25 protein-coding genes and 1 pseudogene are annotated in these 24809 nt (G+C 71.8%); 8 read left to right on the top strand and 18 right to left on the bottom strand.

Features of this window, described 5'->3' with window-relative positions:
- Positions 1–124: 124 nt before the first annotated feature.
- From ACZ7GZ_RS10965 to hisI, 4 genes are all read right to left on the bottom strand, one after another.
- On the bottom strand, positions 125–385 hold the full coding sequence (locus tag ACZ7GZ_RS10965; protein ID WP_471022831.1) for an HGxxPAAW family protein: 261 nt from the start codon (positions 383–385) through the stop codon (positions 125–127).
- A 169-nt stretch (positions 386–554) separates the two neighbouring features.
- On the bottom strand, positions 555–1196 hold the full coding sequence (locus tag ACZ7GZ_RS10960) for a TIGR02234 family membrane protein (RefSeq protein ID WP_471023132.1): 642 nt from the start codon (positions 1194–1196) through the stop codon (positions 555–557).
- A 113-nt stretch (positions 1197–1309) separates the two neighbouring features.
- Positions 1310–2788, bottom strand: coding sequence for an anthranilate synthase component I (locus ACZ7GZ_RS10955; protein ID WP_471022830.1), 1479 nt, complete (start codon positions 2786–2788; stop codon positions 1310–1312).
- 11 nt (positions 2789–2799) lie between these two features.
- Positions 2800–3252 (bottom strand): phosphoribosyl-AMP cyclohydrolase, encoded by a 453-nt coding sequence (gene hisI / locus ACZ7GZ_RS10950; protein WP_471022829.1) that lies wholly within the window; start codon positions 3250–3252, stop codon positions 2800–2802.
- Between the two features lie 82 nt (positions 3253–3334).
- On the opposite strand from hisI, the gene ACZ7GZ_RS10945 reads away from it, so the two are divergent.
- Positions 3335–3970, top strand: a complete 636-nt coding sequence (locus tag ACZ7GZ_RS10945; protein ID WP_471022826.1) for a TIGR03085 family metal-binding protein — start codon at positions 3335–3337, stop codon at positions 3968–3970.
- A 28-nt stretch (positions 3971–3998) separates the two neighbouring features.
- Here ACZ7GZ_RS10945 and ACZ7GZ_RS10940 read toward each other — a convergent pair.
- The 9 genes and pseudogenes from ACZ7GZ_RS10940 to hisD all read right to left on the bottom strand — a co-directional run.
- Positions 3999–4316, bottom strand: a pseudogene (locus ACZ7GZ_RS10940) (MFS transporter); the annotation flags it as partial.
- Between the two features lie 61 nt (positions 4317–4377).
- Positions 4378–5133 (bottom strand): imidazole glycerol phosphate synthase subunit HisF, encoded by a 756-nt coding sequence (gene hisF, locus ACZ7GZ_RS10935; protein WP_471022824.1) that lies wholly within the window; start codon positions 5131–5133, stop codon positions 4378–4380.
- 25 nt (positions 5134–5158) lie between these two features.
- Positions 5159–5551: a RidA family protein gene (locus tag ACZ7GZ_RS10930; RefSeq protein ID WP_471022823.1), complete on the bottom strand. Its 393-nt coding sequence runs from the start codon at positions 5549–5551 to the stop codon at positions 5159–5161.
- A gap of 16 nt (positions 5552–5567) precedes the next feature.
- Positions 5568–6290, bottom strand: a complete 723-nt coding sequence (gene priA / locus ACZ7GZ_RS10925; RefSeq protein WP_471022822.1) for a bifunctional 1-(5-phosphoribosyl)-5-((5-phosphoribosylamino)methylideneamino)imidazole-4-carboxamide isomerase/phosphoribosylanthranilate isomerase PriA — start codon at positions 6288–6290, stop codon at positions 5568–5570.
- 3 nt (positions 6291–6293) lie between these two features.
- The gene (gene hisH / locus ACZ7GZ_RS10920; protein ID WP_471022820.1) at positions 6294–6938 is read right to left on the bottom strand and encodes an imidazole glycerol phosphate synthase subunit HisH; all 645 of its coding nucleotides are present in this window, start codon (positions 6936–6938) and stop codon (positions 6294–6296) included.
- Positions 6935–7099: a hypothetical protein gene (locus tag ACZ7GZ_RS10915; protein WP_351247034.1), complete on the bottom strand. Its 165-nt coding sequence runs from the start codon at positions 7097–7099 to the stop codon at positions 6935–6937. Before ACZ7GZ_RS10915 ends, hisH begins: the two co-directional genes overlap by 4 nt.
- Before the next feature lie 4 nt (positions 7100–7103).
- The gene (gene hisB / locus ACZ7GZ_RS10910) at positions 7104–7697 is read right to left on the bottom strand and encodes an imidazoleglycerol-phosphate dehydratase HisB (protein WP_031166423.1); all 594 of its coding nucleotides are present in this window, start codon (positions 7695–7697) and stop codon (positions 7104–7106) included.
- 3 nt (positions 7698–7700) lie between these two features.
- Positions 7701–8807: a histidinol-phosphate transaminase gene (locus ACZ7GZ_RS10905; protein WP_471022817.1), complete on the bottom strand. Its 1107-nt coding sequence runs from the start codon at positions 8805–8807 to the stop codon at positions 7701–7703.
- Positions 8804–10129: a histidinol dehydrogenase gene (gene hisD / locus ACZ7GZ_RS10900; protein ID WP_471022815.1), complete on the bottom strand. Its 1326-nt coding sequence runs from the start codon at positions 10127–10129 to the stop codon at positions 8804–8806. The genes ACZ7GZ_RS10905 and hisD overlap by 4 nt, the downstream gene beginning before the upstream one ends.
- A 163-nt stretch (positions 10130–10292) precedes the next feature.
- Here hisD and ACZ7GZ_RS10895 point away from each other — a divergent pair, with 163 nt between their 5' ends.
- The 4 genes from ACZ7GZ_RS10895 (at position 10293) to ybaK (ending at position 14403) form a co-directional block, all read left to right on the top strand.
- Positions 10293–11870, top strand: a complete 1578-nt coding sequence (locus ACZ7GZ_RS10895) for an oxidoreductase (protein WP_471022813.1) — start codon at positions 10293–10295, stop codon at positions 11868–11870.
- A gap of 123 nt (positions 11871–11993) precedes the next feature.
- Positions 11994–13079, top strand: coding sequence for a hypothetical protein (locus ACZ7GZ_RS10890; RefSeq protein ID WP_471022812.1), 1086 nt, complete (start codon positions 11994–11996; stop codon positions 13077–13079).
- An 11-nt stretch (positions 13080–13090) separates the two neighbouring features.
- A complete protein-coding gene (locus tag ACZ7GZ_RS10885) occupies positions 13091–13831 on the top strand; it encodes an LON peptidase substrate-binding domain-containing protein (protein WP_471022810.1) in 741 nt (246 codons plus the stop codon).
- 17 nt (positions 13832–13848) lie between these two features.
- On the top strand, positions 13849–14403 hold the full coding sequence (gene ybaK / locus ACZ7GZ_RS10880) for a Cys-tRNA(Pro) deacylase (RefSeq protein ID WP_471022808.1): 555 nt from the start codon (positions 13849–13851) through the stop codon (positions 14401–14403).
- Positions 14404–14498: 95 nt separating this feature from the next.
- Here the strand turns inward: ybaK and ACZ7GZ_RS10875 are convergent, their stop codons facing one another.
- The 4 genes from ACZ7GZ_RS10875 to ACZ7GZ_RS10860 form a co-directional block, all read right to left on the bottom strand.
- The gene (locus ACZ7GZ_RS10875; RefSeq protein ID WP_471022805.1) at positions 14499–15134 is read right to left on the bottom strand and encodes an AAA family ATPase; all 636 of its coding nucleotides are present in this window, start codon (positions 15132–15134) and stop codon (positions 14499–14501) included.
- A gap of 34 nt (positions 15135–15168) precedes the next feature.
- Positions 15169–15990, bottom strand: coding sequence for an ABC transporter permease (locus tag ACZ7GZ_RS10870; protein ID WP_471022803.1), 822 nt, complete (start codon positions 15988–15990; stop codon positions 15169–15171).
- Positions 15991–16138: 148 nt separating this feature from the next.
- Entirely contained in the window at positions 16139–17152 is a 1014-nt protein-coding gene (locus ACZ7GZ_RS10865) for an ABC transporter ATP-binding protein (RefSeq protein WP_471022801.1), read from the bottom strand.
- A gap of 112 nt (positions 17153–17264) precedes the next feature.
- The gene (locus ACZ7GZ_RS10860) at positions 17265–18479 is read right to left on the bottom strand and encodes an NYN domain-containing protein (protein WP_471022799.1); all 1215 of its coding nucleotides are present in this window, start codon (positions 18477–18479) and stop codon (positions 17265–17267) included.
- Between the two features lie 226 nt (positions 18480–18705).
- Here ACZ7GZ_RS10860 and ACZ7GZ_RS10855 point away from each other — a divergent pair, with 226 nt between their 5' ends.
- Positions 18706–18882, top strand: coding sequence for a hypothetical protein (locus ACZ7GZ_RS10855; RefSeq protein ID WP_450796587.1), 177 nt, complete (start codon positions 18706–18708; stop codon positions 18880–18882).
- A 71-nt stretch (positions 18883–18953) separates the two neighbouring features.
- On the opposite strand, the gene dnaE is transcribed toward ACZ7GZ_RS10855, so the two are convergent.
- Complete coding sequence (gene dnaE, locus ACZ7GZ_RS10850) at positions 18954–22493, bottom strand: DNA polymerase III subunit alpha (protein ID WP_471022798.1); 3540 nt, start codon at positions 22491–22493, stop codon at positions 18954–18956.
- A gap of 223 nt (positions 22494–22716) precedes the next feature.
- Here dnaE and ACZ7GZ_RS10845 point away from each other — a divergent pair, with 223 nt between their 5' ends.
- Together ACZ7GZ_RS10845 and ACZ7GZ_RS10840 are read left to right on the top strand one after the other, a co-directional pair.
- Positions 22717–24042: a DUF2252 domain-containing protein gene (locus ACZ7GZ_RS10845; protein WP_471022797.1), complete on the top strand. Its 1326-nt coding sequence runs from the start codon at positions 22717–22719 to the stop codon at positions 24040–24042.
- A 68-nt stretch (positions 24043–24110) separates the two neighbouring features.
- Entirely contained in the window at positions 24111–24800 is a 690-nt protein-coding gene (locus ACZ7GZ_RS10840) for a hypothetical protein (RefSeq protein ID WP_471022795.1), read from the top strand.
- Positions 24801–24809: the final 9 nt, after the last annotated feature.

Raw genomic sequence — 24809 nt, 5'->3', positions numbered from 1 at the left:
CCCCCCCCCCCCCCCCCCCCCCCCCCCCCCCCACCCCCCCCCCCCCCCCCCCCCCACCCCCCCCGCGGCCCCCCCCCCCCCCCCCCCCCCCCCCCCCCCCCCCTCGTGGAAGCCGTGGGTGCGCTCAGCTCTCCGCGCCGGCCGGCTCGCGGGTCGCGACGGGGCCCCCGGCCATCTTGAGGGGCTTCGGGTCCGCGCCGAGACCCATCGCCTTCATGATGCCGCCGACCACAGCGCCGCCGAGGATGAGCACCATGCCGGCCCAGAAGCCGACGGTGTTGGCCATCACCATGAAGGCGCCCGCGACGCAGAAACCGATGAAGGAAATGATGACACCGGTCCAGGCGGCCGGGGTGTGACCGTGGCCGTGGCTGCTGCCCGCCATGTCTGTGCTCCTCGTTGCTGTGTACGTGTCCCAGGGGAGCGTCGTACGGGTCGTACCGCTCCGAGCCCGCCCGTCACTGTCCGAGCCGGACGCTCGCCGTCCATTGTCCCGTACGTACGCGGGTGCCGGACGCGGGGGTGGCGTCTGTTCCGCCACACCCGCGGTGGGGTCAGGCTCCCGTCGGGTCCTCGCCCCGGTCCAGGGCCTTCCAGATCTCCTCGGGCCGCTCCGGGTCGGCCGGCCGGGCCTTGCGGCGCGGGCGGTCGGTGCCGCGCTCGTAGCGGCCGGACATGGCGGGCCACAGGCTGCCGTAGCGCAGCGCGAGCAGCCCGGCGAGCAGGATCAGCGCGCCGCCGACGGCCGCGACGTACGGCCAGCCGGTGTGGCTGAGCGCGGCGACGGTGGCGGAGGTGTCCCCGCTGGCCTGGGCGGCCTTCTCGTCCAGCGCGGAGTTGTCGGAGGCGGCGACGAGGGCGGCGGCGGTGATGCCGGCTCCGGACAGCGCGAGCAGCCCGGCGACGACGAGCCGGCCGGCCCTGCGGACGGCGAAGACGGCGACGAGCGCGGCCAGGCCCACTATGGCGAGGGCCGCGGGGACGCCCGTGACGTCGCTGCCCCTGGCGGTGAGCGGGAACGCGCCGCCGGCGACCGTCGCGGTGCCCTCCGCCCAGCGCTGCCGGGTCGCGAGCAGCGCCACGGCCGCGCCGAGCGCGCCGCACAGGAGGGCGAGGGCGAGGCTCCGGCGGCCGGACCGGGTGGGTCCGGCCGCTTCCGGGCGGGGGTGAGGTACAGCAGCAGTCATGTACTCCACTATCGCGTCAACCGCCGGGAACCGGGACACCGGGGCTCCCGACAACCCGAACACCGCCCCGCCGATCGCGGCCACCTGCGCGCCGGGCGGCGCCCCGTCCTCCGGGTCGGACCCTACGAGCCGAGCCTGTTGGCCGTGTGCACCGCGCGGAGGACCGCCGCCGCCTTGTTGCGGCACTCCTGGTCCTCCGCCACCGGGTCGGAGTCGGCGACGATGCCTGCTCCGGCCTGGACGTAGGCCGTGCCGTCCCGCAGGAGGGCCGTACGGATGGCGATCGCCGTGTCGGAGTCGCCGGCGAAGTCCAGGTAGCCGACACAGCCGCCGTACAGGCCGCGCCGGGACGGCTCCAGTTCGTCGATGATCTGCATCGCGCGGGGCTTGGGCGCGCCGGAGAGGGTGCCCGCCGGGAAGCAGGCGGTGAGCACGTCGAAGGCCGTACGGCCCGCGGCGACCCGGCCGGTGACCGTGGACACGATGTGCATCACGTGCGAGTAGCGCTCGATGGACATGAAGTCCACCACCTCGACCGAGCCGGGCTCGCAGACCCGGCCGAGGTCGTTGCGGCCGAGGTCGACGAGCATCAGGTGCTCGGCCCGCTCCTTGGGGTCGGCGAGCAGCTCCTCGGCGAGGGCCTGGTCCTCCTGCGGGGTGGCCCCGCGGGGGCGGGTGCCGGCGATGGGGTGGACCATCGCCCGCCCGTCCTCGACCTTCACCAGGGCTTCGGGGGACGAGCCGACGACGTCGAACCCGTCGAGGCGGAACAGGTACATGTACGGCGAGGGGTTCGTGGCCCGCAGGACACGGTAGACGTCCAGGGCGCTCGCCGTGCACGGGGTCTCGAAGCGCTGCGAGGGCACGACCTGGAAGGCCTCGCCCGCGCGGATGCGCTCCTTGATGTCCTCGACGGCCACCTGGAAGTCCGGGCCGCCCCAGAGTGCGGTGTACTCGGGCAGCTCGGAGGGCGGCAGGACGGCGGGCGGCTGGGCGACCGCGCGCGTGAGGTCGGCCTCCATGGCGTCGAGGCGGGCCACGGCGTCGGCGTGGGCCTCGTCCACCCCGGTGTCGAGGTCGTTGTGGTTGATCGCGTTGGCGATCAGCAGGACCGAGCCCTCCCAGTGGTCCATGACGGCGAGGTCGCTGGTCAGGAGCATGCTCAGCTCGGGGAGCCGCAGGTCGTCGCGCTCGCCGGGGCCGATCTTCTCCAGGCGGCGGACGATGTCGTACCCCAGGTAGCCGACCATGCCGCCGGTGAAGGGCGGCAGGCCCTCCTGGTGGGGGGTGTGCAGGGCCTGGATCGTCGCCCGCAGGGCGGCCAGCGGGTCACCCTCGACGGGGACGCCGACCGGCGGGGTGCCGAGCCAGTGGGCCTGTCCGTCGCGCACGGTCAGCGTGGCGGCGCTGCGGACTCCCACGAAGGAGTAGCGGGACCAGGAGCGGCCGTTCTCGGCGGACTCCAGCAGGAAGGTGCCTGGGCGCTCCGCGGCGAGCTTGCGGTAGAGCGCGACCGGGGTGTCGCCGTCGGCGAGGAGCTTGCGCGTGACGGGGATGACGCGCCGGTCGGTGGCGAGCTTGCGGAAGGTCTCGAGGTCCATGACGGCTGACCTTACTGATCGGATGCCGGAGCGGCGGAATCCGCGTCCTTGAGGAGCACGTCCTCGTCGAAGCACGTGCGCGCGCCGGTGTGGCAGGCCGCGCCGAGCTGGTCGACCTTGACCAGCACGGTGTCGGCGTCGCAGTCCAGCGCGACCGACTTCACCCACTGGACGTGGCCCGAGGTGTCGCCCTTGACCCAGTACTCCTGGCGGCTGCGGGACCAGTAGGTGCAGCGGCCGGTGGTCAGCGTGCGGTGCAGCGCCTCGTCGTCCATCCAGCCGAGCATGAGCACCTCACCGGTGTCGTACTGCTGGGCGATGGCGGGCAGGAGACCGTCCGAGCTGCGCTTGAGGCGGGCGGCGATCTCCGGGTCGAGGCTGCTGGGGGGAACACTGCGGCGCGAACCGCCTCGATCAGGGGCGGTGGTCGGGCGACGGGCGGGAGTCCCGGTCGTACTGGTCATGCGTGCCATTGTGCCGCGCGGCACCGACAGTGACCGGCTCCGTCCATTGGGCGGACCTTCCACGGAGTCGTAGGCTGACTGCATGTCGACCTTTGCCAAGCGTGAACGGCTGCTGCTCGCCGACCTCTTGGAGACCGTCGGTCCGGACGCCGAGACCCTCTGCGAGGACTGGCGCACCCGGGACCTGGCCGCGCATGTGATCGTGCGCGAGCGTCGTCCGGACGCGGCCGGGGGCGCGCTGATCAAGCAGCTCGCGCCGCGCCTGGAGAAGGTGATGGCCGAGTACACCGCGAAGCCGTACGAGGAGCTGATCCAGCTGATCCGTACCGGCCCGCCGCGCTTCTCGCCGTTCCAGCTCAAGCAGGTCGACGAGGCGGCCAACATCGTCGAGTTCTACGTCCACACCGAGGACGTCCGCCGCGCCCAGCCGGACTGGAGCCCGCGTGAGCTGGACCCGGTCTTCCAGGACGCCCTGTGGTCCCGGCTGGAGCGCACCGCGCGGCTGGTGGCCCGGAGGGTGCCGACGGGGCTGGTGCTGCGCCGCCCGGACGGGCAGACGGCGGTGGCGCACCGGGGGGCTCCGGTGGTGACGGTGACCGGAGAGCCGTCGGAGCTGCTGATGTTCGCGTTCGGCCGGCAGGACGCGGCGAAGGTGCAGGTGGACGGCGAGGCGGACGCGATCGCCAAGCTGCACGAGGCCAGGCAGCTGGGCCTGTGACCAGCTCGGCCGGAGGAGTGAACCGCGGTCAGCCGGGGAGTTCCGCGCGGCGCAGGTCCGGCACGGCGAGGGCGACGAGGCCGCCGAGGCCGCAGACGGCGGCGCTGACCACGTAGACCGGCCCGAGCCCCCAGGCGCCGATCGCGGCGGCGGCGACGGGCATGCTCAGCGGGGTGAGGCCGAGGCTGATCAGGCTGGAGACGGCGGTGACGCGGCCCAGGCGGGCGGGGTCGGACAGGGTCTGCAGCAGGGCTCCGCACAGGGCGCCGCTGAGCCCGGTGAGCAGGCCGACGAGCAGCGCAGTGGCGACGGCCGCGGCCAGGGTCGGTACGAAGGCGAGGGCGCCCTTCTGTCGGCAAGAAGGCCCCGGCCGCGCAAGGCGGCCGGGGCCCGAGCTCAGCGCGGCGTCACCGCACCGGGTGCCCGGCCTCCCGCAGCGTCTGCTTCACCTCGCCGATCCTCAGGTCGCCGAAGTGGAAGACCGACGCGGCCAGTACCGCGTCCGCGCCCGCCTGGACGGCCGGCGGGAAGTGGGCCAGCGCGCCGGCGCCGCCGGACGCGATCACCGGGACGGTCACGTGCTTGCGAACGGCCGCGATCATCTCCAGGTCGTAGCCGTCCTTGGTGCCGTCCGCGTCCATCGAGTTCAGCAGAATCTCGCCCGCGCCCAGCTCGGCCGCCCGGTGTGCCCACTCCACCGCGTCGATGCCGGTGCCGCGCCGGCCGCCGTGGGTCGTCACCTCGAAGGAGCCCGACTCGGTGCGGCGGGCGTCCACCGACAGCACGAGCACCTGCCGGCCGAAGCGTTCGGCGATCTCGCGGATCAGGTCGGGGCGGGCGATCGCGGCGGTGTTCACGCCCACCTTGTCGGCGCCCGCCCGCAGCAGCTTGTCCACGTCCCCGGCCGTGCGGACACCGCCGCCGACCGTCAGCGGGATGAACACCTGCTCGGCGGTGCGGCGCACCACGTCGTACGTCGTCTCCCGGTTGCCCGAGGACGCGGTGATGTCCAGGAACGTCAGCTCGTCGGCGCCCTCGGCGTCGTACACCTTCGCCATCTCGACGGGGTCGCCCGCGTCGCGCAGGTTCTGGAAGTTGACGCCCTTGACGACCCGGCCGTTGTCCACGTCCAGGCAGGGGATGACTCGGACCGCCAGGGTCATGAAGTCACAGCTCCTTACAAGGCCTTCAGCCTCTGAAGGCCTCTAGTTCCACTTCGACCAGGATGCGCGGGTCGACGAAGCCCTCGACGACCAGCAGGGTCGAGACCGGGCGTACGGAGTCGAAGATCTCCTTGTGCGCCCGGCCGACGGCGTCCACGTCCCGCACATGGGTCAGGTACATCCGCGTCCGGATGACGGAGTCGGTGCCGAGTCCGAACTCGCCGATCGCCTCCATGGCGCTGGTGAAGGCCACCTTGGCCTGTTCGTACGGATCGCCCTCGCCGTACAGCACATCGCCCCGGAAGGACGTCGTGCCCGCCACCAGCACACGGTCGCCCGCCGCCACGGCCCGTGCGAAACCGAAACTCTCTTCCCAGGGACTTCCGCTCTGCACGCGCCGCACGGCATCGGACGTCATGACACTGTGTCCAAGTTCAAGACGTAGCCTCCAAGGCCTCTTCCAGGGTGAACGCCTTCGCGTACAGGGCCTTCCCGACGATGGAGCCCTCGACACCGAGGGGTACCAGCCCGGCGATGGCGCGCAGGTCGTCCAGGGACGACACGCCGCCCGAGGCCACGACCGGGCGGTCCGTCGCCGCGCACACGTTCTTCAGCAGCTCCAGGTTCGGGCCCTGCAGTGTGCCGTCCTTGGCGATGTCGGTGACGACGTAGCGGGCGCAGCCCTCCTTGTTGAGGCGCTCCAGCGTCTCGTAGAGGTCACCGCCGTCGCGGGTCCAGCCACGGCCGCGCAGGGTGGTGCCGCGCACGTCCAGGCCGACGGCGATCTTGTCGCCGTGCTCGGCGATGACCTTGGCGACCCACTCCGGGGTCTCCAGCGCCGCCGTGCCCAGGTTCACGCGCGTGCAGCCCGTGGCCAGGGCGGCGGCCAGGGAGGCGTCGTCGCGGATGCCGCCGGACAGCTCCACCTTGATGTCCATCGCCTTGGCGACCTCGGCGATCAGCTCCCGGTTGTCCCCCGTGCCGAACGCGGCGTCCAGGTCGACCAGGTGCAGCCACTCGGCGCCGGAGCGCTGCCAGGCGAGGGCGGCCTCCAGCGGGGAGCCGTAGGAGGTCTCGGTCCCGGACTCGCCGTGCACGAGGCGGACGGCCTGGCCGTCACGGACGTCGACGGCGGGGAGGAGTTCGAGCTTGGCCATGGTCTACAGGGTTCCGATCCAGTTGGTGAGGAGCTGGGCACCGGCGTCGCCGGACTTCTCGGGGTGGAACTGGGTGGCCCACAGGGCGCCGTTCTCCACGGCGGCCACGAACGGCTTGCCGTGCGTCGACCAGGTGACCTTGGGGGCCTCGATCACCGGGTTGTGCGTCTGAAGGGCCCAGTCGTGGACGGCGTAGGAGTGCACGAAGTAGAAGCGGGCGTCGGCGTCCAGGCCGGCGAACAGCTGCGAGCCGGCCGGGGCCTCGACGGTGTTCCAGCCCATGTGGGGCACGACGTCGGCCTGGAGCGGCTCGACCGTGCCGGGCCACTCGTCCAGGCCCTCGGCCTCCACGCCGTGCTCGATGCCGCGCGCGAACAGGATCTGCATACCGACGCAGATGCCCATCACGGGCCGCCCGCCGGACAGCCGACGGTCCACGACCCAGTCACCGCGGGCGGCGCGCAGGCCCTGCATGCAGGCGGCGAACGCACCGACGCCCGGTACCAGCAGGCCGTCGGCGTTCATGGCCTCGTCGAAGTCGCGCGTTATCTCGACATCGGCGCCGACGCGCGCGAGGGCACGCTCGGCAGAGCGGACGTTGCCGAAGCCGTAGTCGAAGACGACGACCTTTTTCGTGGCAGCGCTCAATTCCACACCTCCAGCCGCATGACGCCCGCGACGAGGCACAGTCCCGCGCCGATGGAGAGCAGCACGACGAGGCTCGTGGGCATCTTCTGCTTGACGAAGGAGATGATGCCGCCGACCAGGAACAGACCGACGACGATCAGCAGGGTCGAAAGACCGTTCATGGGTTTACAGCGCGCCCTTCGTGGAGGGGAGGATGCCGGCCGCGCGCGGATCGCGCTCGGAGGCGTACCGCAGCGCCCGTGCCAGGGCCTTGAACTGGCACTCCACGATGTGGTGCGCGTTGCGCCCGTAGGGCACGTGCACGTGCAGCGCGATCTGCGCCTGGGCCACGAAGGACTCCAGGATGTGCCGGGTCATCGTGGTGTCGTACTCGCCGATCATCGGCGCCATGTTCTCGGGCTCGGTGTGCACGAGGTAGGGCCGGCCGCTCAGGTCGACCGTCACCTGCGCCAGCGACTCGTCCAGGGGAACCGTGCAGTTGCCGAAGCGGTAGATGCCCACCTTGTCACCGAGCGCCTGCTTGAAGGCGGCGCCGAGCGCGAGGGCGGTGTCCTCGATGGTGTGGTGGGAGTCGATGTGCAGGTCGCCGTCGGTCTTCACGGTCAGGTCGAACAGACCGTGGCGGCCGAGCTGGTCGAGCATGTGGTCGTAGAAGCCGACGCCGGTGGCGATGTCGGTCCGGCCGGTGCCGTCGAGGTCTATCTCGACGAGGACCGAGGTCTCCTTGGTGGTGCGCTCCACGCGTCCAACGCGGTTCATGCCTTACAGCTCCTTCTTCAGTTCCCGGACCGCGTCGAGGAACGCGTCGTTCTCCTCCGGGGTTCCGGCGGAGACCCGCAGCCACCCCGGTACGCCGTTGTCCCGGACCAGGACGCCCCGGTCGAGGATCTTCTGCCAGGCCTCGTGGGCGCTCTCGAACCGGCCGAACTGCACGAAGTTCGCGTCGGACTCGGTGACCTGGTAGCCGATCGCGCGCAGCTCGGCGACCAGCCGGTCCCGCTCGGCCTTCAGCTGCTCGACGTACTTCAGCAGCGTGTCGGTGTGCTCCAGGGCGGCCAGCGCGGTCGCCTGGGTGATCGCCGACAGGTGGTACGGCAGCCGGACGAGCTGGACGGCGTCCACCACCGCCGGGTCGGCGGCGAGGTAGCCGAGGCGCAGGCCCGCCGCGCCGAACGCCTTGGACATGGTCCGGGAGACGACCAGGTGGGGGCGGCCTTCCAGGAGCGGCAGCAGCGAGTGGCCGTGACTGAACTCGATGTAGGCCTCGTCCAGGACCACCATCGAGGGCTTGGCCGCCTGGGCCGCCTCGTACAGCGCGAGTACCGTCTCCGGTGGGACCGCGTTGCCGGTGGGGTTGTTGGGGGTGGTGATGAAGACGACGTCCGGCTTGTGCTCGGCGATCGCCCGCTCGGCGGCGGCGAGGTCGATCGTGAAGTCCTCGCCCCGGGGACCCGGGATCCAGCCCGTGCCGGTGCCGCGCGCGATGAGCGCGTGCATCGAGTACGACGGCTCGAAGCCGATCGCCGTACGGCCCGGCCCGCCGAAGGTCTGCAGCAGCTGCTGGATGACCTCGTTGGAGCCGTTGGCGGCCCACACGTTCTCGATGCCGAGCGGGTACTTCCCGGTCTTCGTCAGGTACGCGGCCAGCTCCGTGCGCAGCTGGACCGCGTCCCGGTCGGGGTAGCGGTTCAGGTCGCGGGCGGCCTCCCGCACCCGCTCCGCGATCCGCTCGACCAGCGGCTCGGGCAGCGGATAGGGGTTCTCGTTGGTGTTCAGCCGTACGGGGACGTCCAACTGGGGCGCGCCGTAGGGGGACTTGCCCCGCAGCTCGTCCCGTACGGGAAGATCGTCGATCCTCACGTCGCTCACTTGCTCTCGGGTACCTTCCAGCCGAACCTCGCCTTGATCGCCGCGCCGTGCGCGGGCAGGTCCTCCGCCTCCGCCAGCGTCACCACGTGGTGCGCGACCTCGGCCAGCGCGTCCTTCGTGTAGTCGACGATGTGGATACCGCGCAGGAAGGACTGCACGGACAGGCCCGAGGAGTGGCAGGCGCAGCCACCGGTGGGCAGGACGTGGTTGGACCCGGCCGCGTAGTCGCCGAGCGAGACGGGGGCCCAGGGCCCGATGAAGATCGCTCCCGCGTTCTTCACCCGGTCGGCCACCGCGGCGGCGTCGGCGGTCTGGATCTCCAGGTGCTCGGCACCGTACGCGTCGACGACCCGCAGGCCCTCCTCGATGCCGTCGACCAGCACGATCGCGGACTGCCGGCCCTTCAGCGCGGGCACGATCCGGTCCTCGACGTGCTTGGTGGCGGCGACCTGCGGCTCCAGCTCCTTCTCCACCGCCTGGGCCAGCTCGACGGAGTCGGTGACCAGCACGGCCGCCGCGAGCGGGTCGTGTTCGGCCTGGCTGATCAGGTCCGAGGCCACGTGCACCGGGTCGGCGGTGTCGTCCGCGAGGATCGCGATCTCGGTCGGGCCGGCCTCGGCGTCGATCCCGATCTTGCCGGTGAAGAAGCGCTTGGCGGCGGCGACCCAGATGTTGCCGGGGCCGGTGACCATGTTGGCGGGCGGGCAGGACTCGGTGCCGTAGGCGAACATCGCGACGGCGGTGGCGCCGCCGGCCGCGTAGACCTCGTCCACGCCGAGCAGCGCGCACGCGGCGAGGATCGTCGGGTGCGGGAGGCCGCCGAACTCGGCCTGGGGCGGGGAGGCGAGCGCGATGGACGCGACGCCTGCCTCCTGCGCCGGTACGGCGTTCATGATCACGGACGAGGGGTAGACGGACCGGCCGCCCGGCGCGTACAGCCCGACGCGCTCGACCGGCACCCACTTCTCGGTGACGGAGCCGCCGGGCACGACCTGGGTGGTGTGCGTGCTGCGGCGCTGTTCGCGGTGGACCAGGCGGGCGCGGCGGATGGACTCCTCCAGCGCGGCACGCACGGCCGGGTCGAGGGCCTCCAGCGCGTCGGTGAGCGCCTGGGCCGGGACACGGACCGATTCCAGCCGTACTCCGTCGAACTTCTCGGCGAAGTCGATCAGCGCCGCGTCGCCCCGATGATGCACGGCCTCGCAGATCGGGCGCACCTTCTCCAGGGCGGCCTGAACGTCGAAGTCGGCTCGGGGCAGCAGGTCGCGCAGGGCGGGGCCCTCGGGAAGGGCGTCGCCGCGCAGATCGATTCGGGAAATCACAGTCCCAATTCTCTCAGACCGGCGTCGCGGGCCGTTGGCGCGTATCAATGGCTGATACAGAACGTGGCCGAACTCGGAAGATCACCTTCACGTCTAGTGTTCCGGGCGTCACTGAGCGGGCATGAACGGCTGTACGAAAGTACGGGACCAGGAGAGGACAAAGGTGACCGAGGGGGCCGGCTTCGGCGCCGGAGACCTGCCGGACGAGCTGACCGCGGCCGAGGCCGGCATGTGGCAGGCCTTCCGCAACGGCACGGTGTACGACCTGAGCAGCGGGGACGCCGTCGTGGACGACCCGCACGGCGGGCATCCCTGGGGCCCGGAGCGCGCGGTGCGGGCGCGGATCGTGGCCTGGTTGCTGCTGGACGGTCCGCCCGCGCTCGCGGGCCGGGTGTCCTCGCTGAAGCTGACCGGCGTGCGGATCACCGGCACGCTGGACCTCTCGGGCGGCACGGTACAGCCCTACGTCGAACTGCGCGGCTGCCGCTTCGACCAGGAGGTCCTGCTGCCGGAGGCCCGGTTCACGACCTTGCGCATGGTGGACTGCGCGGTGCCGCGCCTGGAGGCGGCCCGGGTGCACACCGAGGGCGATCTGCATCTGCCGCGCTGCCGCTTCCAGCACGGCGTCCGGCTGACGGACGCGCACATCGGCACCGATCTGCTGCTCAACCAGGCGGTCGCGCACCGCGACCGCAGCGGGCGGTCGATCGCGGCGGACGGCCTGACGGTCGGCCAGGACCTGCAGGCGGAGCTGCTGGAGTCGCACGGCGAGCTGAGCCTGCGTGCCGCGCAGGTCGGCGTCTCGCTCAGCCTGCGCGGCGCGAACCTCGACAATCCGTACTCCCGCTACGCCCTGAACGCCCCCCAGCTGACCGTCGAGCGCACCCTGTACCTGACCCCGGCCGGCGTGGGCAGCCCGCTGCTGAGCGGCACGACACCCGCGCGCGGGACACGGATCCAGCCGTTCGAGTGCCGGGGCGGGCTGCGGCTGGACGACGGACGGTTCGGGGACGCCGTCGACCTGGAGCGGGCGCGGTTCGACCTCACCGACGACCAGGTGCTGTCGATGCGCCGGGTGCAGACGCCGGAGCTGCGCTTCCTCGGGGACGCCCCGCAGTGCGGCCAGGTCCTGCTGTCGGGTGCGCGGATCGTCAACCTGGTGGACCGCGCGGCCAGCTGGCCGGGCCCGGGCAGCCTGCACATGGGCGGCTTCACGTACGAGAACCTGGTCCCGCGGGGCCCGTTCCCGCTGACCCGGCGGCTGGAGTGGGTGGCGGCGGCCACCGCCGAGTACAACCCGGAGCCGTACGAGCGGCTGGCCGCCGTGCTGCGGGCGGCCGGGGAGGACGAGGACGCCCGGGAGGTGCTGCTCGCCAAGCAGCGCCGGCGCCGCGAGACGCTGCCACCGGCCGCCAAGGTCTGGGGATACGTACAGGACTGGACGGTCGCCTACGGCTATCGGCCGGGCCGGGCGGCGGTGTGGATGGCGGTGCTGTGGGCGGCGGGCACGCTGGCGTTCGCACACGCGGACCATCCGCCGATGAGCCACGACGGCCACCCGTACTGGAGCCCGGCCCTGTTCACGCTGGACCTGCTGCTGCCGGTGATCGACCTCGGCCAGGCCGGCCAGTGGCAGCTGCGCGGCGCCTGGCAGTGGCTGGCGGCCGTGATGATCCTGCTCGGCTGGATCCTGGCGACGACGGTGGCGGCGGGGGCGACCCGGCTGCTGAGACGGGGCTGACCGGGGCACCCCGACCCGAACAAAAGTTGAACAGTCACCCTTTACCGGCCCTTGACCCGGGACCGTACAACTTTCGGCGACTTCCGCCAACCCTCTGGCGCGCCGTCGACCTGCGGTCTTTCAATGGTCGACACCATGGCTCTGCTGCCTTCGTTCATCCGCCCCACCCGGATGACCAAACGTTCCGCACGCCCGGCCGGCCGTCCGCCGTCCGGGGACGAGGCCGTGCTCGACGCGCCCGACGACCGGCTCTCGCCCGCGCTGGTCGCGGCCGGCCGGGGCGAGTACGACGCCGCGGCCCGCCTGCTGGCCGCCACCCGCGCCGCAGCCGCCTGGGAGAACCACGACCGGTATGTACGGCGCATGGCCGCCTTCGCCGGCTCGCGCGGCGAGTGGTTCGAGGCCTGGCGCGCGGCCACCCCGGAAGACCCCGGCCTGCTGGTGGTCCGGGCGCAGCTGGCGGTGGACCGCGTCTGGCCCTCGCCGGCCCGCGCCGAGCTGCTGCGCGAGGTGAGCCCGCTGATCACCGCCGCCGCCCGTGCCGACGACCGCGACCCGGTGCCCTGGCGGATCGCGCTGGACCACGCGCGCGGCTCGCGGGCCGGCCACCGGTACTTCGAGGAACTGTGGGAGGCGGCCGTCCGGCGCGCCCCGCACCACTACGGCTGTCATGTGGGCGCACTGCGCTACCTGGCCGCCTCCTGCTGCGTCCGGTGGGGGGACACCCCGCACACCCCGCGTGCCTCGCACCGCGAGTGCCTCGACTTCGCCGACCAGGCCGCGCAGGACGCCCCGGCCGACGCGCTCGTCCAGGCCCTGCCGGCCCGGGCCGCGTTCGGCTACCTGACCGACGGCTGCGGCTCGGAGGTCCCGCGCGCCCGGCTGGACGCCGCGGCCGACCGGGCGCTCGCGCTGTCCGCCCGTTTCCCGGCGGCCGACCCGTGGCCCGCCGAGATCCGCAACAAGCTCCTGTACGTCCTGATGCGCCTGGACCGCTGGGAGGACGCCCGCGCCCAGCTGAGCCTGATCGGCCCGTACGCCACGTCCTTCCCCTGGGAGCGTTTCTCCGACGACCCCCTCGGCCACTTCCTGAGGCTGCGCGAGCACCTGCTGACGCCGGGGCCCCGGCCCGTCCCCGCGGGGCTGATGACCTGGCCGCCGGGCCCGCTCGATGAGCGCGGCGGACACGACCGCGCCGGTGACCACTAGGCTGGGGCGCCGTGACCACCGTCCGTCTCCCGCTCTTCCCGCTGAACACAGTGCTGTTCCCGGGACTCGTGCTGCCGCTGAACGTCTTCGAGGAGCGCTATCGCGCCCTGATGCGCGAGCTGCTCAAGACCCCGGAGGACGAGCCACGCCGGTTCGCCGTCGTGGCCATCCGCGACGGCCACGAGGTGGCGCCGAGCGCCCCCGGCATGCCGGACCCCACGGCACAGCCCGAACGCGGGCCGGCCGCGGGCTTCGGCCCGGACCCGCTCAAGGCCTTCCACGGGGTGGGCTGTGTGGCGGACGCGGCGACCATCCGGGAGCGGGCCGACGGCACGTTCGAGGTGCTGGCGACGGGTACGACCCGGGTACGGCTGCTCTCGGTCGACGCGTCGGGCCCGTTCCTGACGGCTGAACTGGAGGAGCTGGAGGAGGAGCCGGGCGACGAGGCGGGCGCACTGGCCGAGGGGGTGCTGCGCTCCTTCCGCCAGTACCAGAAGCGGCTGGCGGGGGCCCGCGAGCGCTCGCTGTCCACGGGCGCGGACCTGCCCGACGACCCGTCGGTGGTGTCCTACCTGGTGGCGGCGGCGATGGTGCACGACACGCCGACCAAGCAGCGGCTGCTCCAGGCTCCCGACACCGCGTCCCGGCTGCGGGACGAGCTGAAACTCCTTCGCGGGGAGACGGCCATCATCCGTAGCCTGCCGTCACTGCCCGCGTTCGAGCTGACGCGGGCGCCGACCAGTCTGAACTGAGAGACCAGCACGCACCGATGGCGAAGAAGCCGAAGAAACAGCAGCAGTCCGGGGGCACCCCCGCGACGGTCGCCCTGACGTCGGCCGGCATGGACTTCACGGTCCACTCCTACGACCACGACCCCTCCCACCCCTCCTACGGCGAGGAGGCCGCCGAGGCCATGGGCGTCTCCCCCGACCGCGTCTTCAAGACCCTGGTGGCGGACGTCGACGGCGCCCTGACGGTGGCGGTGGTGCCGGTGTCCGGCTCCCTCGACCTGAAGGCCCTGGCGGCGGCGGTGGGCGGCAAGCGGGCGACGATGGCCGACCCGACGCTGGCGGAGCGGACCACGGGGTACGTACGGGGCGGCATCTCACCGCTCGGCCAGCGCAAGAGACTCCCGACGGTCCTGGACGACTCCGCGACGGCCCACGAGACGATCTGCGTGTCGGCCGGCCGCCGGGGTCTCGAGGTGGAGGTGTCCCCGGGGGATCTGGCGACGCTGACAAGCGCCGTCCTGGCGCCCATCGGCCGGGGGCTGACGGGCGGAACGGGACCCTGGGCTGACGGGCGGAACGGGACCCTGGGCTGACGGGCGGAACGGGACCCGGGGCTGACGGGCGGAACGGGACCCGGGGCTGACGGGCGGAACGGGGGCCGGGGCCGCCCGGGCCGGTGCCCATGCGGTTACGGCTGCTGCGGATACGGCAGTTCCGGGTCCCGGGGGCCGAACAGGGCCGTGAGCCCGAGGTGGGCCAGCAGCGCGCCCAACGGCCACGCCAGCAGCGCGCCCTTCGCCCCCAACTTCAACGGCGCCGAGAAGGTGACCCCCCTCCCCACGGCCTTCGCGTGCGCGAGCACATCGGACTGGGGGCCCAGCCACGCCCCCAGCCGCCACGCCAGCAACGAACCGAGCAGCGCGCCCAGGCCCAGCGCCACGGCTATCGGCACACCCCCACGCCGCCGCAACAGAAAGACGGCCACCGCGCTGACGACCCCGAAGCCCAGCCCCAGCAGGGCGAACGTGCCGTCCACCCCGATCGCCTGCTCGCCCTCGCTGTCCTTGAGGTAGACCACCCAGCCGTTGCCGACCCGGTCGCCGACCAGCGGTACATGCGGCGCAAGCCACCACCACAGCAGCCCCAGCAGCACCCCGCCCAAGGCCACGGCCACCGTGATCACGGCGGCGTCCCGCACTTCGGTCTTCATCCCGGGGCCGTCCTGTTCGTACCTTCCCTCGCCCGGCGCCCCGGCGGGCGGCGATGCCTGCCAGACCTGGTGCGGGGAGTTGTCGTGCGGTGGCGGAGTCAACGGTGCGGTCACCCTGCCATCGTGCCAGGTGACGCTGTGCGCCGCGTCACCGGACGGCGGCCCTGCGGTACGCCCAGGTCGCGACGGCCAGCGAGACCACCCCGACCCCCGCGCATACACCGAGGTCGACCAGGACGACGGCCCAGTCCGGGTGGGCCCCGAAGGTGCGGGCGTACGCCTCCACGCCGTAGGTCGACGGCAGCAGATCCCGCGCCAGCCGGATGATCTCCGGCATCCGGTCGGCCGGCAGCACCCCCAGCAGCAGCGCCGCCGACATGCCCAGCTGCCCGAGCAGCGTGGCCAGCTCGGGCCGCGGCGCGAGCAGCCCGCAGGCGGCGCCGAGCCCGGACAGCGCGGCCCCGGCCAGCGGGATCACGGCCAGCAGGATCCACAGGTTGGACAACGGCAGCCCGAACAGCACGCACCCGAAGACGGCCGTCACCAGCGTCCCCGGCACCGTGAAGGAGGCGTACGCCGCCGCCGCGCCCAGCACCACCGCGGCCGGCGGCACGGGCAGCGTGGCGTAATGATCGAGCCCGCCGCTCGCCCGCAACTGCCCGAAGTACTGGGACAGCAGATTCAGCGCCACATACGCGACGACCAGCACCGACGACCCCGCCACCACCGACTGGGCCTCACTGCCGCTGTCGACGACACCGCGCATCATCACGGCGATGCCGACGGACTGGAAGGTGGCCACGAACAGCAGCGGGATCCGCGCCACCCGGGCACGGGAGAGCTGCGCCCGGTAGACGGCCACCAGCGACGGCCACAGCCGCGCGGGCGGCCCCAGCTCGGCCGCGCCCGGCGCCGCCTCCGGCACGACCCGGCCGTCGCCCGGCAGAACCTCGACGGGTACGACACTCACGACGAGCTGCTCCTCTTCCCCACGGCAGTCCCGTAGACGCCTACAGCGGTCCCGTAGACCCCTACGGCGGTCCCGTAGACCCCTACGGCGGTCCCGTAGACCCCTACGGCGGTCCCGTAGACCCATACGCATGGCACGACCGCCGCGCTCACGCCTTCACCAGCCCCTGCCGTGCCGCGCCGCCCAGCGCCAGGTAGACGTCCTCCAGGCTGGGCGTGGCGAGCGTGAAGTCGTCCAGGGCGGCGAAGGCGGCCCCGCCGGTCACGGTGGCGACGGCGGCGCGTGCCTCCTCGGGCGCGAGCCGGAGCGTCCAGCGCCGGCCGGACTCCACCGCACGCTCGCGCAGCACGGCCACCTCGGGCACCTCCAGCGGTGCCCGCTGCCGCCACACCAGCTCGACCCGCACCTCGCCTGCGACCCGTTCCTTCAGCCCGGCCGGGGTGTCGCAGGCGATGACGCGGCCCTCGTCGATGACGGCGACCCGGTCGAGCACGGTCTCGGCCTCGATGACGTTGTGGGTGACCAGCAGCACGGTCGTACCGCGCTCGGCGCGCCGCCGGTCCACGGCCGCCCAGACCGCGCGCCGGGCCACGGGGTCCATGCCGGTGGTCGGCTCGTCCAGCACGAGCAGCGGCTTCTCGCCGACGAGGGCGGCGGCGAGGCAGGCGAGCCGTCGCTGCCCGCCGGACAGCTTCTTCAGCGCCCGCCCGGCGATCGGCGTGAGCCCCAGCTCCTCCAGTACGGCGTCCCGCTCGGCCCGCGCCCGGCGTACGTCCAGGCCGCGCAGGCGTCCGGTGGTCTCGGCGGCCAGGGAGACGGTCAGCTCGTCCAGCGCGGAGGACTCCTGGCCCAGGTAGGCGAGGATGCGCGCGGCCCGCTCCGGGTGCCTGACGATGTCGTGCCCGAGGATCTCGATGCTGCCGGCGTCCGGCCGGAGCAGCCCGGTGAGCTGCCGTACGAGCGTGGACTTGCCGGCGCCGTTCGGCCCGAGCAGCCCGAACACCTCGCCGCGCCGCACGTCCAGCTCTACCTCGTCGGTGGCCCGCACCTCGGGGGTCCCCGGCGCGCCGCGCCGCCCCTTCACGGCCGGATAGGTCTTGTTGAGCCCGCGCACGCGTACGACCTCGTCATGCCGAAGTGCCTGTGCCGCGCGCGTACTCACAAGGGACGAGGGTACGGGGTCGAGACCCTTTACTCGCCTTTGGGGCCGCATCCCGGGGCGGTCTCGCCGGTCGTCCGGAATCGCCGCCCGGGAAGTGCCCGTCCCGGAAGGCTCACTCCCCCGTCATACTCTCCGCCGCGGCCGGAACGTCAACCTCCCGCCAGAACCCCGCCCGAATGGCGTAGCGGTCGTGTTCGTCGATCTGGTCGTCCTTGTGGGCGAGCAGCCCGAACCGCGCGGCATACCTGAGCAGCTCCCCGTCGATGCGGTGCGGGATGCGCGGATACATCTGCGACAGCTTCTGCAGCTGGCCCTGGTCGCCGAGCCGGGACATCCAGCGGCGGGCGAAGACCTGACCCACCTCGTACGGGTCGCCGCCGACGGTGGTGATGTCCTCCTCGCGGTCGGCCCACCGCTGCTCGGCCGTGGTGAGCTGGGCGAGCGTCGGCATGGAGGCGACATCGGGCGGCTCGGCGACCCCGCCCGGCCGGTCCACCCAGCCCTTGTCGGAGGACCAGCGCAGGGTCGCGGTCGCGGGGTGCTGGACGGGCTGGCTGCCGGGGGCGCGCAGCGCGGCCAGGTCCTTCGGTGTCGGTACGCCCTTGGAGGCGCCGGCCCGCTCCTGGGCGCCGTTCCCCGTCGCGGCGGCCGGCGGGGGCGCGCCCTGCTCGGCCTGCCGCTCGGCCGCCGCGGCGAGCGCGGACTCGGGCAGCGGCGCGGAGAGGATCGCGGCGATCTCGGGCCGGGGGGCGGGCGGCGGGGCGCAGACGCCGGTCAGCTCCTTGGCGCGGACGGCCTGGATGATCCAGGCGCGGTCCAGGACGCGGCGCTCGTCGGCCTCGGCGACCAGGTCCTCGGACTGGTTGTAGTCGCCGTCGGCGGCCTGTACGGCCCACAGGTGGACGGCGACGCCGTGTTCCTTGGCTGCCATCATGCCCGGCAGCAGATCGCCGTCGCCGGTGACGAGGACGATGTCGGAGCAGGCACGGTTGCGGGCCAGCTCGGTCAGCTCGGCGTGCATGGCGGCGTCCACGCCCTTCTGCGCCCAGCGCCCGTCGCTGCGGGTGAGGGCGCCGAGGCGGACGGTGACGCGCGGCATCACGCGCAGCCGGCGATGCTCCGGTTGGGGGACACGGTCGGGGGCGCCGTCGAACCAGTAGATACGCAGCAGCGGGCGCTCGGTCTCCGACTCGGCGCGTTCGCGCAGGGCCTGGATCAGCGCGGTGTGGTCGACCGTGATCCGGGACCGCGAGGGCTCACCGGCGAGGAGGCTGGCGGCGGCTCCCAGCAGATACCCGGCGTCCACCAGGACGATGCAGCGGTCCACGCGACTCACCCTCTTCCCGGGAGGCTTTGCTTCGGACTTCCTTCGAGTCTGCCCGACGGCGCGGAGGTTAACGGCCCGAACTCGATCTTCGGCGTGGCGTTTGTGCGATCCCGTTCGCCCACCGCCCCTGTTACACACGGTAATTATCCGACATGCGCCTGATGTCAGCGTATGTGAATCTGGTCCCGGCCCTGGCCCCTAGATCCCCCACAGGAGGCAGATCACCATGGCCAAGAACAAGAACCGCAAGCAGGGTGGCCCGCAGAACCGCGCGCCGCAGGCCGACCAGGCTCACGAGCACGCGCAGCGGTCGCAGGAGACCCACGAGTCTCCCGTGTCGCACATCCAGGGCAGCCCCGCGGATGTTGCTCGCAAGAAGCAGAAGAGCTTCGGCCACAACTAAAGGGCAGTTGAAGCCCAGGCACAGTGAAGGGGCGCACCCGCCGAGGGTGCGCCCCTTCATCCGCCATCCGCTCAGCCCGCCAGGCAGGACGGGCCGAGCAGCACCTTCAGGTCACCGAACAGCGCCGGGTCGGGCTTGACCCGGTGCCGGTCCAGGCGCAGCACGGTGGTCTTGCGCGGGCCCTGGAGCTTGATACGGACCTCGCTGTCGCCCTTGTGGTGACTGAGGATCTCGCCGAGGCGGCTGACCATGGGCGGAGTGACCTTCACGGCCGGGATGGTGAGGATCACCGGCGCGTTGGTGCCCGCGTGGGACAGGTCCGGGACCATCAGCTCCATGGCGACGAGCCGGGGCACGTCCTCGCGCTTGTCGAGACGGCCCTTGACGAACACGACCGCGTCCTCGACCAGTTGGGTCGACACCAGCTGGTAGGTCGCCGGGAAGAACATGCACTCGATGGAGCCGGCGAGGTCCTCGACGGTGGCGATCGCCCACGCGTTGCCCTGCTTGGTCATCTTGCGCTGCAGGCCCGAGATGATGCCGCCGATGGTGACGACCGCGCCGTCCTCGTGCTCACCGCCGGTGAGCTGGGCGATGCCCGCGTCGGCCTTGTCGGCGAGGACGTGTTCCAGACCGAAGAGGGGGTGGTCGGAGACGTACAGACCGAGCATCTCCCGCTCCTGGGCGAGCAGGTAGGTCTTCTCCCACTCGTCGGTGCCGAACTCCACGTCGAGCCCGAAGCCGGGCTCGCCGCTGGTCTCGTCGCCCATGCCGCCGAAGAGGTCGAACTGCCCCTCGGCCTCCTTGCGCTTGACCGCGACCACGTTGTCGATCATCGGCTCGTACTGCGCGGTGAGCCCCTTGCGGGTGTGGCCCATGGTGTCGAAGGCGCCGGCCTTGATCAGCGATTCCGTGGTGCGCTTGTTGCAGACGACCGCGTCGACCTTGTCGAGGTAGTCGGGGAAGGAGGCGTACTTCCCCTTGGCCTTGCGGCACTTGATGATCGACTCGACGACGTTCGTACCGACGTTGCGGACGGCGGAGAGGCCGAAGAGGATCACGTCGTCGCCCTGCGCGGCGAAGTTCGACTCGGACTCGTTGACGTTCGGCGGGAGCACCCGGATGCCCATGCGGCGGCACTCGTTGAGGTAGATCGCCGACTTGTCCTTGTCGTCCTTGACGGAGGTCAGCAGGGCGGCCATGTACTCGGCGGGGTAGTTCGCCTTGAGGTACGCGGTCCAGTACGAGACCAGGCCGTACGCGGCGGAGTGCGCCTTGTTGAACGCGTAGCCGGCGAACGGGACCAGCACGTCCCACAGGGCCTGGATGGCCTCGTCGCTGTAACCGTTCTTGCGGGCGCCGGCCTGGAAGATGGTGAAGTTCTTGGCCAGCTCGTCGGGCTTCTTCTTGCCCATCACGCGGCGGAGGATGTCGGCCTCGCCGAGCGAGTAGCCCGCGATGATCTGGGCGGCCTTCTGCACCTGCTCCTGGTAGACGATCAGGCCGTAGGTGACGGCCAGGACCTCTTCGAGGGGCTCTTCCAGCTCCTTGTGGATCGGCGTGATCTCCTGCTGCTTGTTCTTGCGCAGCGCGTAGTTCGTGTGGGAGTTCATGCCCATCGGGCCCGGCCGGTACAGGGCCGACACGGCGGAGATGTCTTCGAAGTTGTCCGGCTTCATCAGCCTGAGCAGCGAGCGCATGGGGCCGCCGTCGAACTGGAAGACGCCGAGGGTGTCGCCGCGCTGGAGCAGCTCGAACGTCGTGGGGTCGTCGAGCGGCAGGGAGAGCAGGTCGATGTCGAGGCCCTTGTTGGCCTTCACCATCTTGACCGCGTCGTCCATGATCGTGAGGTTGCGCAGGCCCAGGAAGTCCATCTTCAGCAGGCCGAGCGACTCACAGCTCGGGTAGTCCCACTGGGTGATGGTCACGCCGTCGGTGTGCCTGACCCACACGGGGACGTGCTCGGTGATGGTCTCGCTGGACATGATCACGCCGGCGGCGTGCACACCCATCTGCCGGACCAGGCCCTCCACACCGCGGGCGGTGTCGATGACCTTCTTCACGTCCGGCTCGTTCTCGTACATCCCGCGGACCTCGCCGGCCTCCGAGTAGCGGGGGTGGCTGGGGTCGGTGATGCCGGACAGCGGGATGCCCTTGCCGAGGACGTCGGCGGGCATGGCCTTGGTGATCCGGTCGCCCATCGCGTACGGATAGCCCAGCACGCGCGCGGAGTCCTTGATGGCGTTCTTGGCCTTGATGGTGCCGTAGGTGCCGATCATGGCGACCTTGTCGGCGCCGTACTTCTCGGTGACGTACCGGATCACCTCGACGCGCCGGCGCTCGTCGAAGTCGATGTCGACATCGGGCATCGAGATGCGCTCGGGGTTGAGGAACCGCTCGAAGATCAGGCCGTGCGGGATCGGGTCGAGGTCGGTGATGCCCATGGCGTAGGCGACGATCGAGCCGGCCGCGGAGCCTCGGCCGGGGCCCACCGCGATGCCGTTGTTCTTGGCCCACATGATGAAGTCGGCGACGACGAGGAAGTAGCCGGGGAAGCCCATCGAGATGATGACGTCCATCTCGTAGTCGGCCTGCTTCTGGCGGTCCTCGGGGATGCCGCCGGGGAAGCGGCGCTCCATGCCCCGGCGCACCTCCTCCTTGAACCAGGTGACCTCGGTGTAGCCCTCGGGGATGTCGAACTTGGGCATGAGGTCGCGCTTCTCGAACATGCCGGTGGTGTCGACCATCTCGGCGACGAGGAGCGTGTTGGCGCAGCCCTCCTGCCAGGCGTCCGAGGAGTCGATGGCGTACATCTCGTCCGTGGACTTCAGGTAGTAGCCGGTGCCGTCGAACTTGAAGCGGTCGGGGTCGGAGAGGTTCTTGCCGGTCTGGATGCACAGCAGGGCGTCGTGGGCGCCCGCTTCGTGCGCGTAGGTGTAGTGCGAGTCGTTGGTGACCAGCGGCGGGATGCCCAGCTTCCTGCCGATCTCCAGCAGGCCGTCGCGGACCCGGCGCTCGATCTCGATGCCGTGGTCCATCAGCTCCAGGAAGTACTTGTCCTTCCCGAAGATGTCCTGGTACTCGGCGGCGGCCTTGAGGGCCTCGTCGAAGTGGCCGAGGCGCAGCCGGGTCTGCACCTCGCCCGACGGGCAGCCGGTGGAGGCGACGATGCCCTCGGACCACCGGGCGATGGTCTCCTTGTCCATCCGGGGCCACTTCTGCAGCCAGCCCTCGGCGTAGGCGTCGGAGGAGAGGCGGAAGAGGTTGTGCAGACCCGTCTTGTTCACGGCCCACATCGTCTTGTGGGTGTAACCACCGGAACCGGAGATGTCGTCGCGCTTCTGGTGCGGCTGGCCCCAGAGGATCTTGCGCTTGTTGCGCCGGGACTCGGGCGCGACATACGCCTCGATCCCGATGATCGGGGTGATTCCGGCCTTCTTCGCGGAGTGGAAGAAGTCGTACGCCCCGTGGAGGTTGCCGTGGTCGGACATGGCGATGTGCGTCATGCCCATCTCGTTGCAGGCGTTGAACATGTCCTTGAGCCGCGCGGCACCGTCCAGCAGCGAGTACTGGGTGTGGACGTGCAGGTGCGTGAACGGCGGCTTTGACACGGCATGGCCTCCAACGGAAACACTGGGCGACGGGCTGGCGGACGGTTCTGGGGTCAGCGTCGAAGTCTATGCCCCGGCACTGACACCCGGCGGGCTTCCCCGCGTACCTTCATGCGGGAACCGGGCACTCCCGCGTGGCGTCGCCCGTTGGAGACGGCGGAAGCGCTGTCGTACCCATTCATGCACATTCATGCACCACTCCCGTACCAGGAGGCATCTCGCGATGTCGGTCCCCCAGCTCAGCGACGAGCAGCGCGGCGAGGAGATCCTCGCCGTCTTCGACACCGCCTTCGGCCGGCTCCTGGCCGCCGACCCGGCCGCGTTCCGGGTGAAGTTCCGGAAGATGGCGGCCTCGGCCTTCGCGTTCTACCGGGGCACGGCGTGCCTCTTCTACCACGACCTGGACGCCGAGAAGCGCGGTGGTCCGTTCCTGGACGACCGCACCTCGCGCGTGTGGATCCACGGCGATCTGCACGCGGAGAACTTCGGCACGTACATGGACTCCAACGGCCGCCTGGTCTTCAACGTCAACGACTTCGACGAGGCCTACGTCGGCCCCTTCACCTGGGACCTGAAGCGCTTCTCGGCTTCGATCGCGCTCGTCGGCTACGCGAAGGCGCTCAGCGACGAGCAGATCACCGAGCTGGTGACGGTCTACGCGGCGGCCTACCGCGAGCGCATCCACGCCCTCGCCACGGGCGCCAAGCGCGACGAGGTGCCGCCGTTCACCCTGGACACCGCCGACGGCCCGCTGCTGGGCGCCCTGCGCGCCGCCCGTTCGCTGACCCGCTTCGAGCTGCTGGACTCGATGACGGAGATCCGTGACTTCGAGCGCCGCTTCGCGCCGGGCGGCGGCTCCATCGAGCTGGACGCGGCCACCCGCTACAAGGTCCTGGCCGCCTTCGACGGCTACCTGGAGACCCTGCCGGACTCCTCTCTGGCCCGCCCTGACTCCTACCGCGTGAAGGACGTCGTCGGCCGCCGCGGCATCGGCATCGGCTCGGCCGGCCTGCCGTCGTACAACATCCTCCTGGAGGGTCACAGCGACGCCCTGGAGAACGACGTCGTGATCTACATCAAGCAGGCCCAGACCCCGGCCGTCTCCCGTCACATCACGGATCCCGCCATCGCCGGCTACTTCCACCACGAGGGGCACCGCACGGTGATCTCCCAGCGCGCCCTGCAGGCCCACGCCGACCCGTGGCTCGGCTGGACCGAGCTCGACGGCGCCGGCCAGCTGGTCGCCGAGGTCTCGCCGTACGCCGTCGACCTGGACTGGGGCGACATCGACGACCCGGAGGAGATCGCGGCCGTCGTCGCCGACCTGGGCCGGGCCACCGCCACCATGCACGCGGCGGCGGACGACCAGTCCGGCGAGTCCCTGGTGCCGTTCTCCACCGAGCGGGCCATCGACGCGGTGCTCGCGGCCGACGAGGAGGGCTTCGCGCCCCTGCTGGTGGACTTCGCGCACGGATACGGCGCACGCGCGCGTGCCGACCACCAGATCTTCCTCGACCTGTTCCGCAACGGCCGGATTCCGGGGCTGTAACCTTCGCGCCCGCACAGGCACCCTTTAGGGGTCCCTTAACCGCCTACGTGACAGACTCTCCTCTCGCTATGGACATATCCGGGACCCACCTCAGAGCCGTGCGCGCGGCGCTGTTCACGGCTGTCGTCGTGACGCTCAGCACCGCGTCGCACGTGCTGCTGTCGCGGGCCCCGCTGCCGGTGGCGACCGTGCTGACGGTCTGTGCCGGCGTGTTCGTCACCGCGTACGCGCTGGCGGGCCGCGAGCGCGGCTTCGGCCGGATCGCGGCCCTGCTGGTCCCGCTGGAACTGGCCGCCGACACGGTGTTCACCACCGGCCAGCACACCTGTTACGGCAGGGCGGGCGGCCCGGTCGCCGGGCCGCTGCACGCCTTCGGCTTCAAGGTGCTGTGCGAGGGCGGTGCCGTCGGCACCCCGCTGGCCCAGGTGACCGGGGCCCACGGCCGCCCCGAGGCGCTGCTGGCGCACGCCAGTCCGGCCGCCGCCTGGCTGCTGCTCACCGCGCACATCGGCGTGGGCCTGCTCGCCGCCGCCTGGCTGCGCCGGGGCGAGCGCGCGCTGGTCCAGCTGCTGCGCGCGGTCGCCGCCACCACCTTCCGGCCACTGCTGCTCGCGGTGGCCTCGGTCACCGTGCGGCTGACCCCGGTCCGCCGGCTGCCGCGTCCGGCCCCGCGCCGGGCCGCCGCCCGCGACCGGCTTTTCGTGCACTCCCTGGGACGGCGTGGACCGCCGTGCTCGCCCGCCCTCGCCGCCGGCTGAGCGGCGGGA

The organism is Streptomyces sp. NPDC037288 (genome assembly GCF_055603265.1).
This window is presented reverse-complemented; position numbering and strand designations above follow the sequence as displayed.

Coding starts and splice junctions, on each gene's coding strand:
- ACZ7GZ_RS10965 (WP_471022831.1), bottom strand. CDS start 385: ATGGCGGGCAGCAGCCACGGCCACGGTCACACCCCGGCCGCCTGGACC.
- ACZ7GZ_RS10955 (WP_471022830.1), bottom strand. CDS start 2,788: ATGGACCTCGAGACCTTCCGCAAGCTCGCCACCGACCGGCGCGTCATC.
- hisI (WP_471022829.1), bottom strand. CDS start 3,252: ATGACCAGTACGACCGGGACTCCCGCCCGTCGCCCGACCACCGCCCCT.
- ACZ7GZ_RS10945 (WP_471022826.1), top strand. CDS start 3,335: ATGTCGACCTTTGCCAAGCGTGAACGGCTGCTGCTCGCCGACCTCTTG.
- hisF (WP_471022824.1), bottom strand. CDS start 5,133: ATGACCCTGGCGGTCCGAGTCATCCCCTGCCTGGACGTGGACAACGGC.
- ACZ7GZ_RS10930 (WP_471022823.1), bottom strand. CDS start 5,551: ATGACGTCCGATGCCGTGCGGCGCGTGCAGAGCGGAAGTCCCTGGGAA.
- priA (WP_471022822.1), bottom strand. CDS start 6,290: ATGGCCAAGCTCGAACTCCTCCCCGCCGTCGACGTCCGTGACGGCCAG.
- ACZ7GZ_RS10915 (WP_351247034.1), bottom strand. CDS start 7,099: ATGAACGGTCTTTCGACCCTGCTGATCGTCGTCGGTCTGTTCCTGGTC.
- hisB (WP_031166423.1), bottom strand. CDS start 7,697: ATGAACCGCGTTGGACGCGTGGAGCGCACCACCAAGGAGACCTCGGTC.
- ACZ7GZ_RS10890 (WP_471022812.1), top strand. CDS start 11,994: ATGGTCGACACCATGGCTCTGCTGCCTTCGTTCATCCGCCCCACCCGG.
- ybaK (WP_471022808.1), top strand. CDS start 13,849: ATGGCGAAGAAGCCGAAGAAACAGCAGCAGTCCGGGGGCACCCCCGCG.
- ACZ7GZ_RS10855 (WP_450796587.1), top strand. CDS start 18,706: ATGGCCAAGAACAAGAACCGCAAGCAGGGTGGCCCGCAGAACCGCGCG.
- ACZ7GZ_RS10845 (WP_471022797.1), top strand. CDS start 22,717: ATGTCGGTCCCCCAGCTCAGCGACGAGCAGCGCGGCGAGGAGATCCTC.
- ACZ7GZ_RS10840 (WP_471022795.1), top strand. CDS start 24,111: ATGGACATATCCGGGACCCACCTCAGAGCCGTGCGCGCGGCGCTGTTC.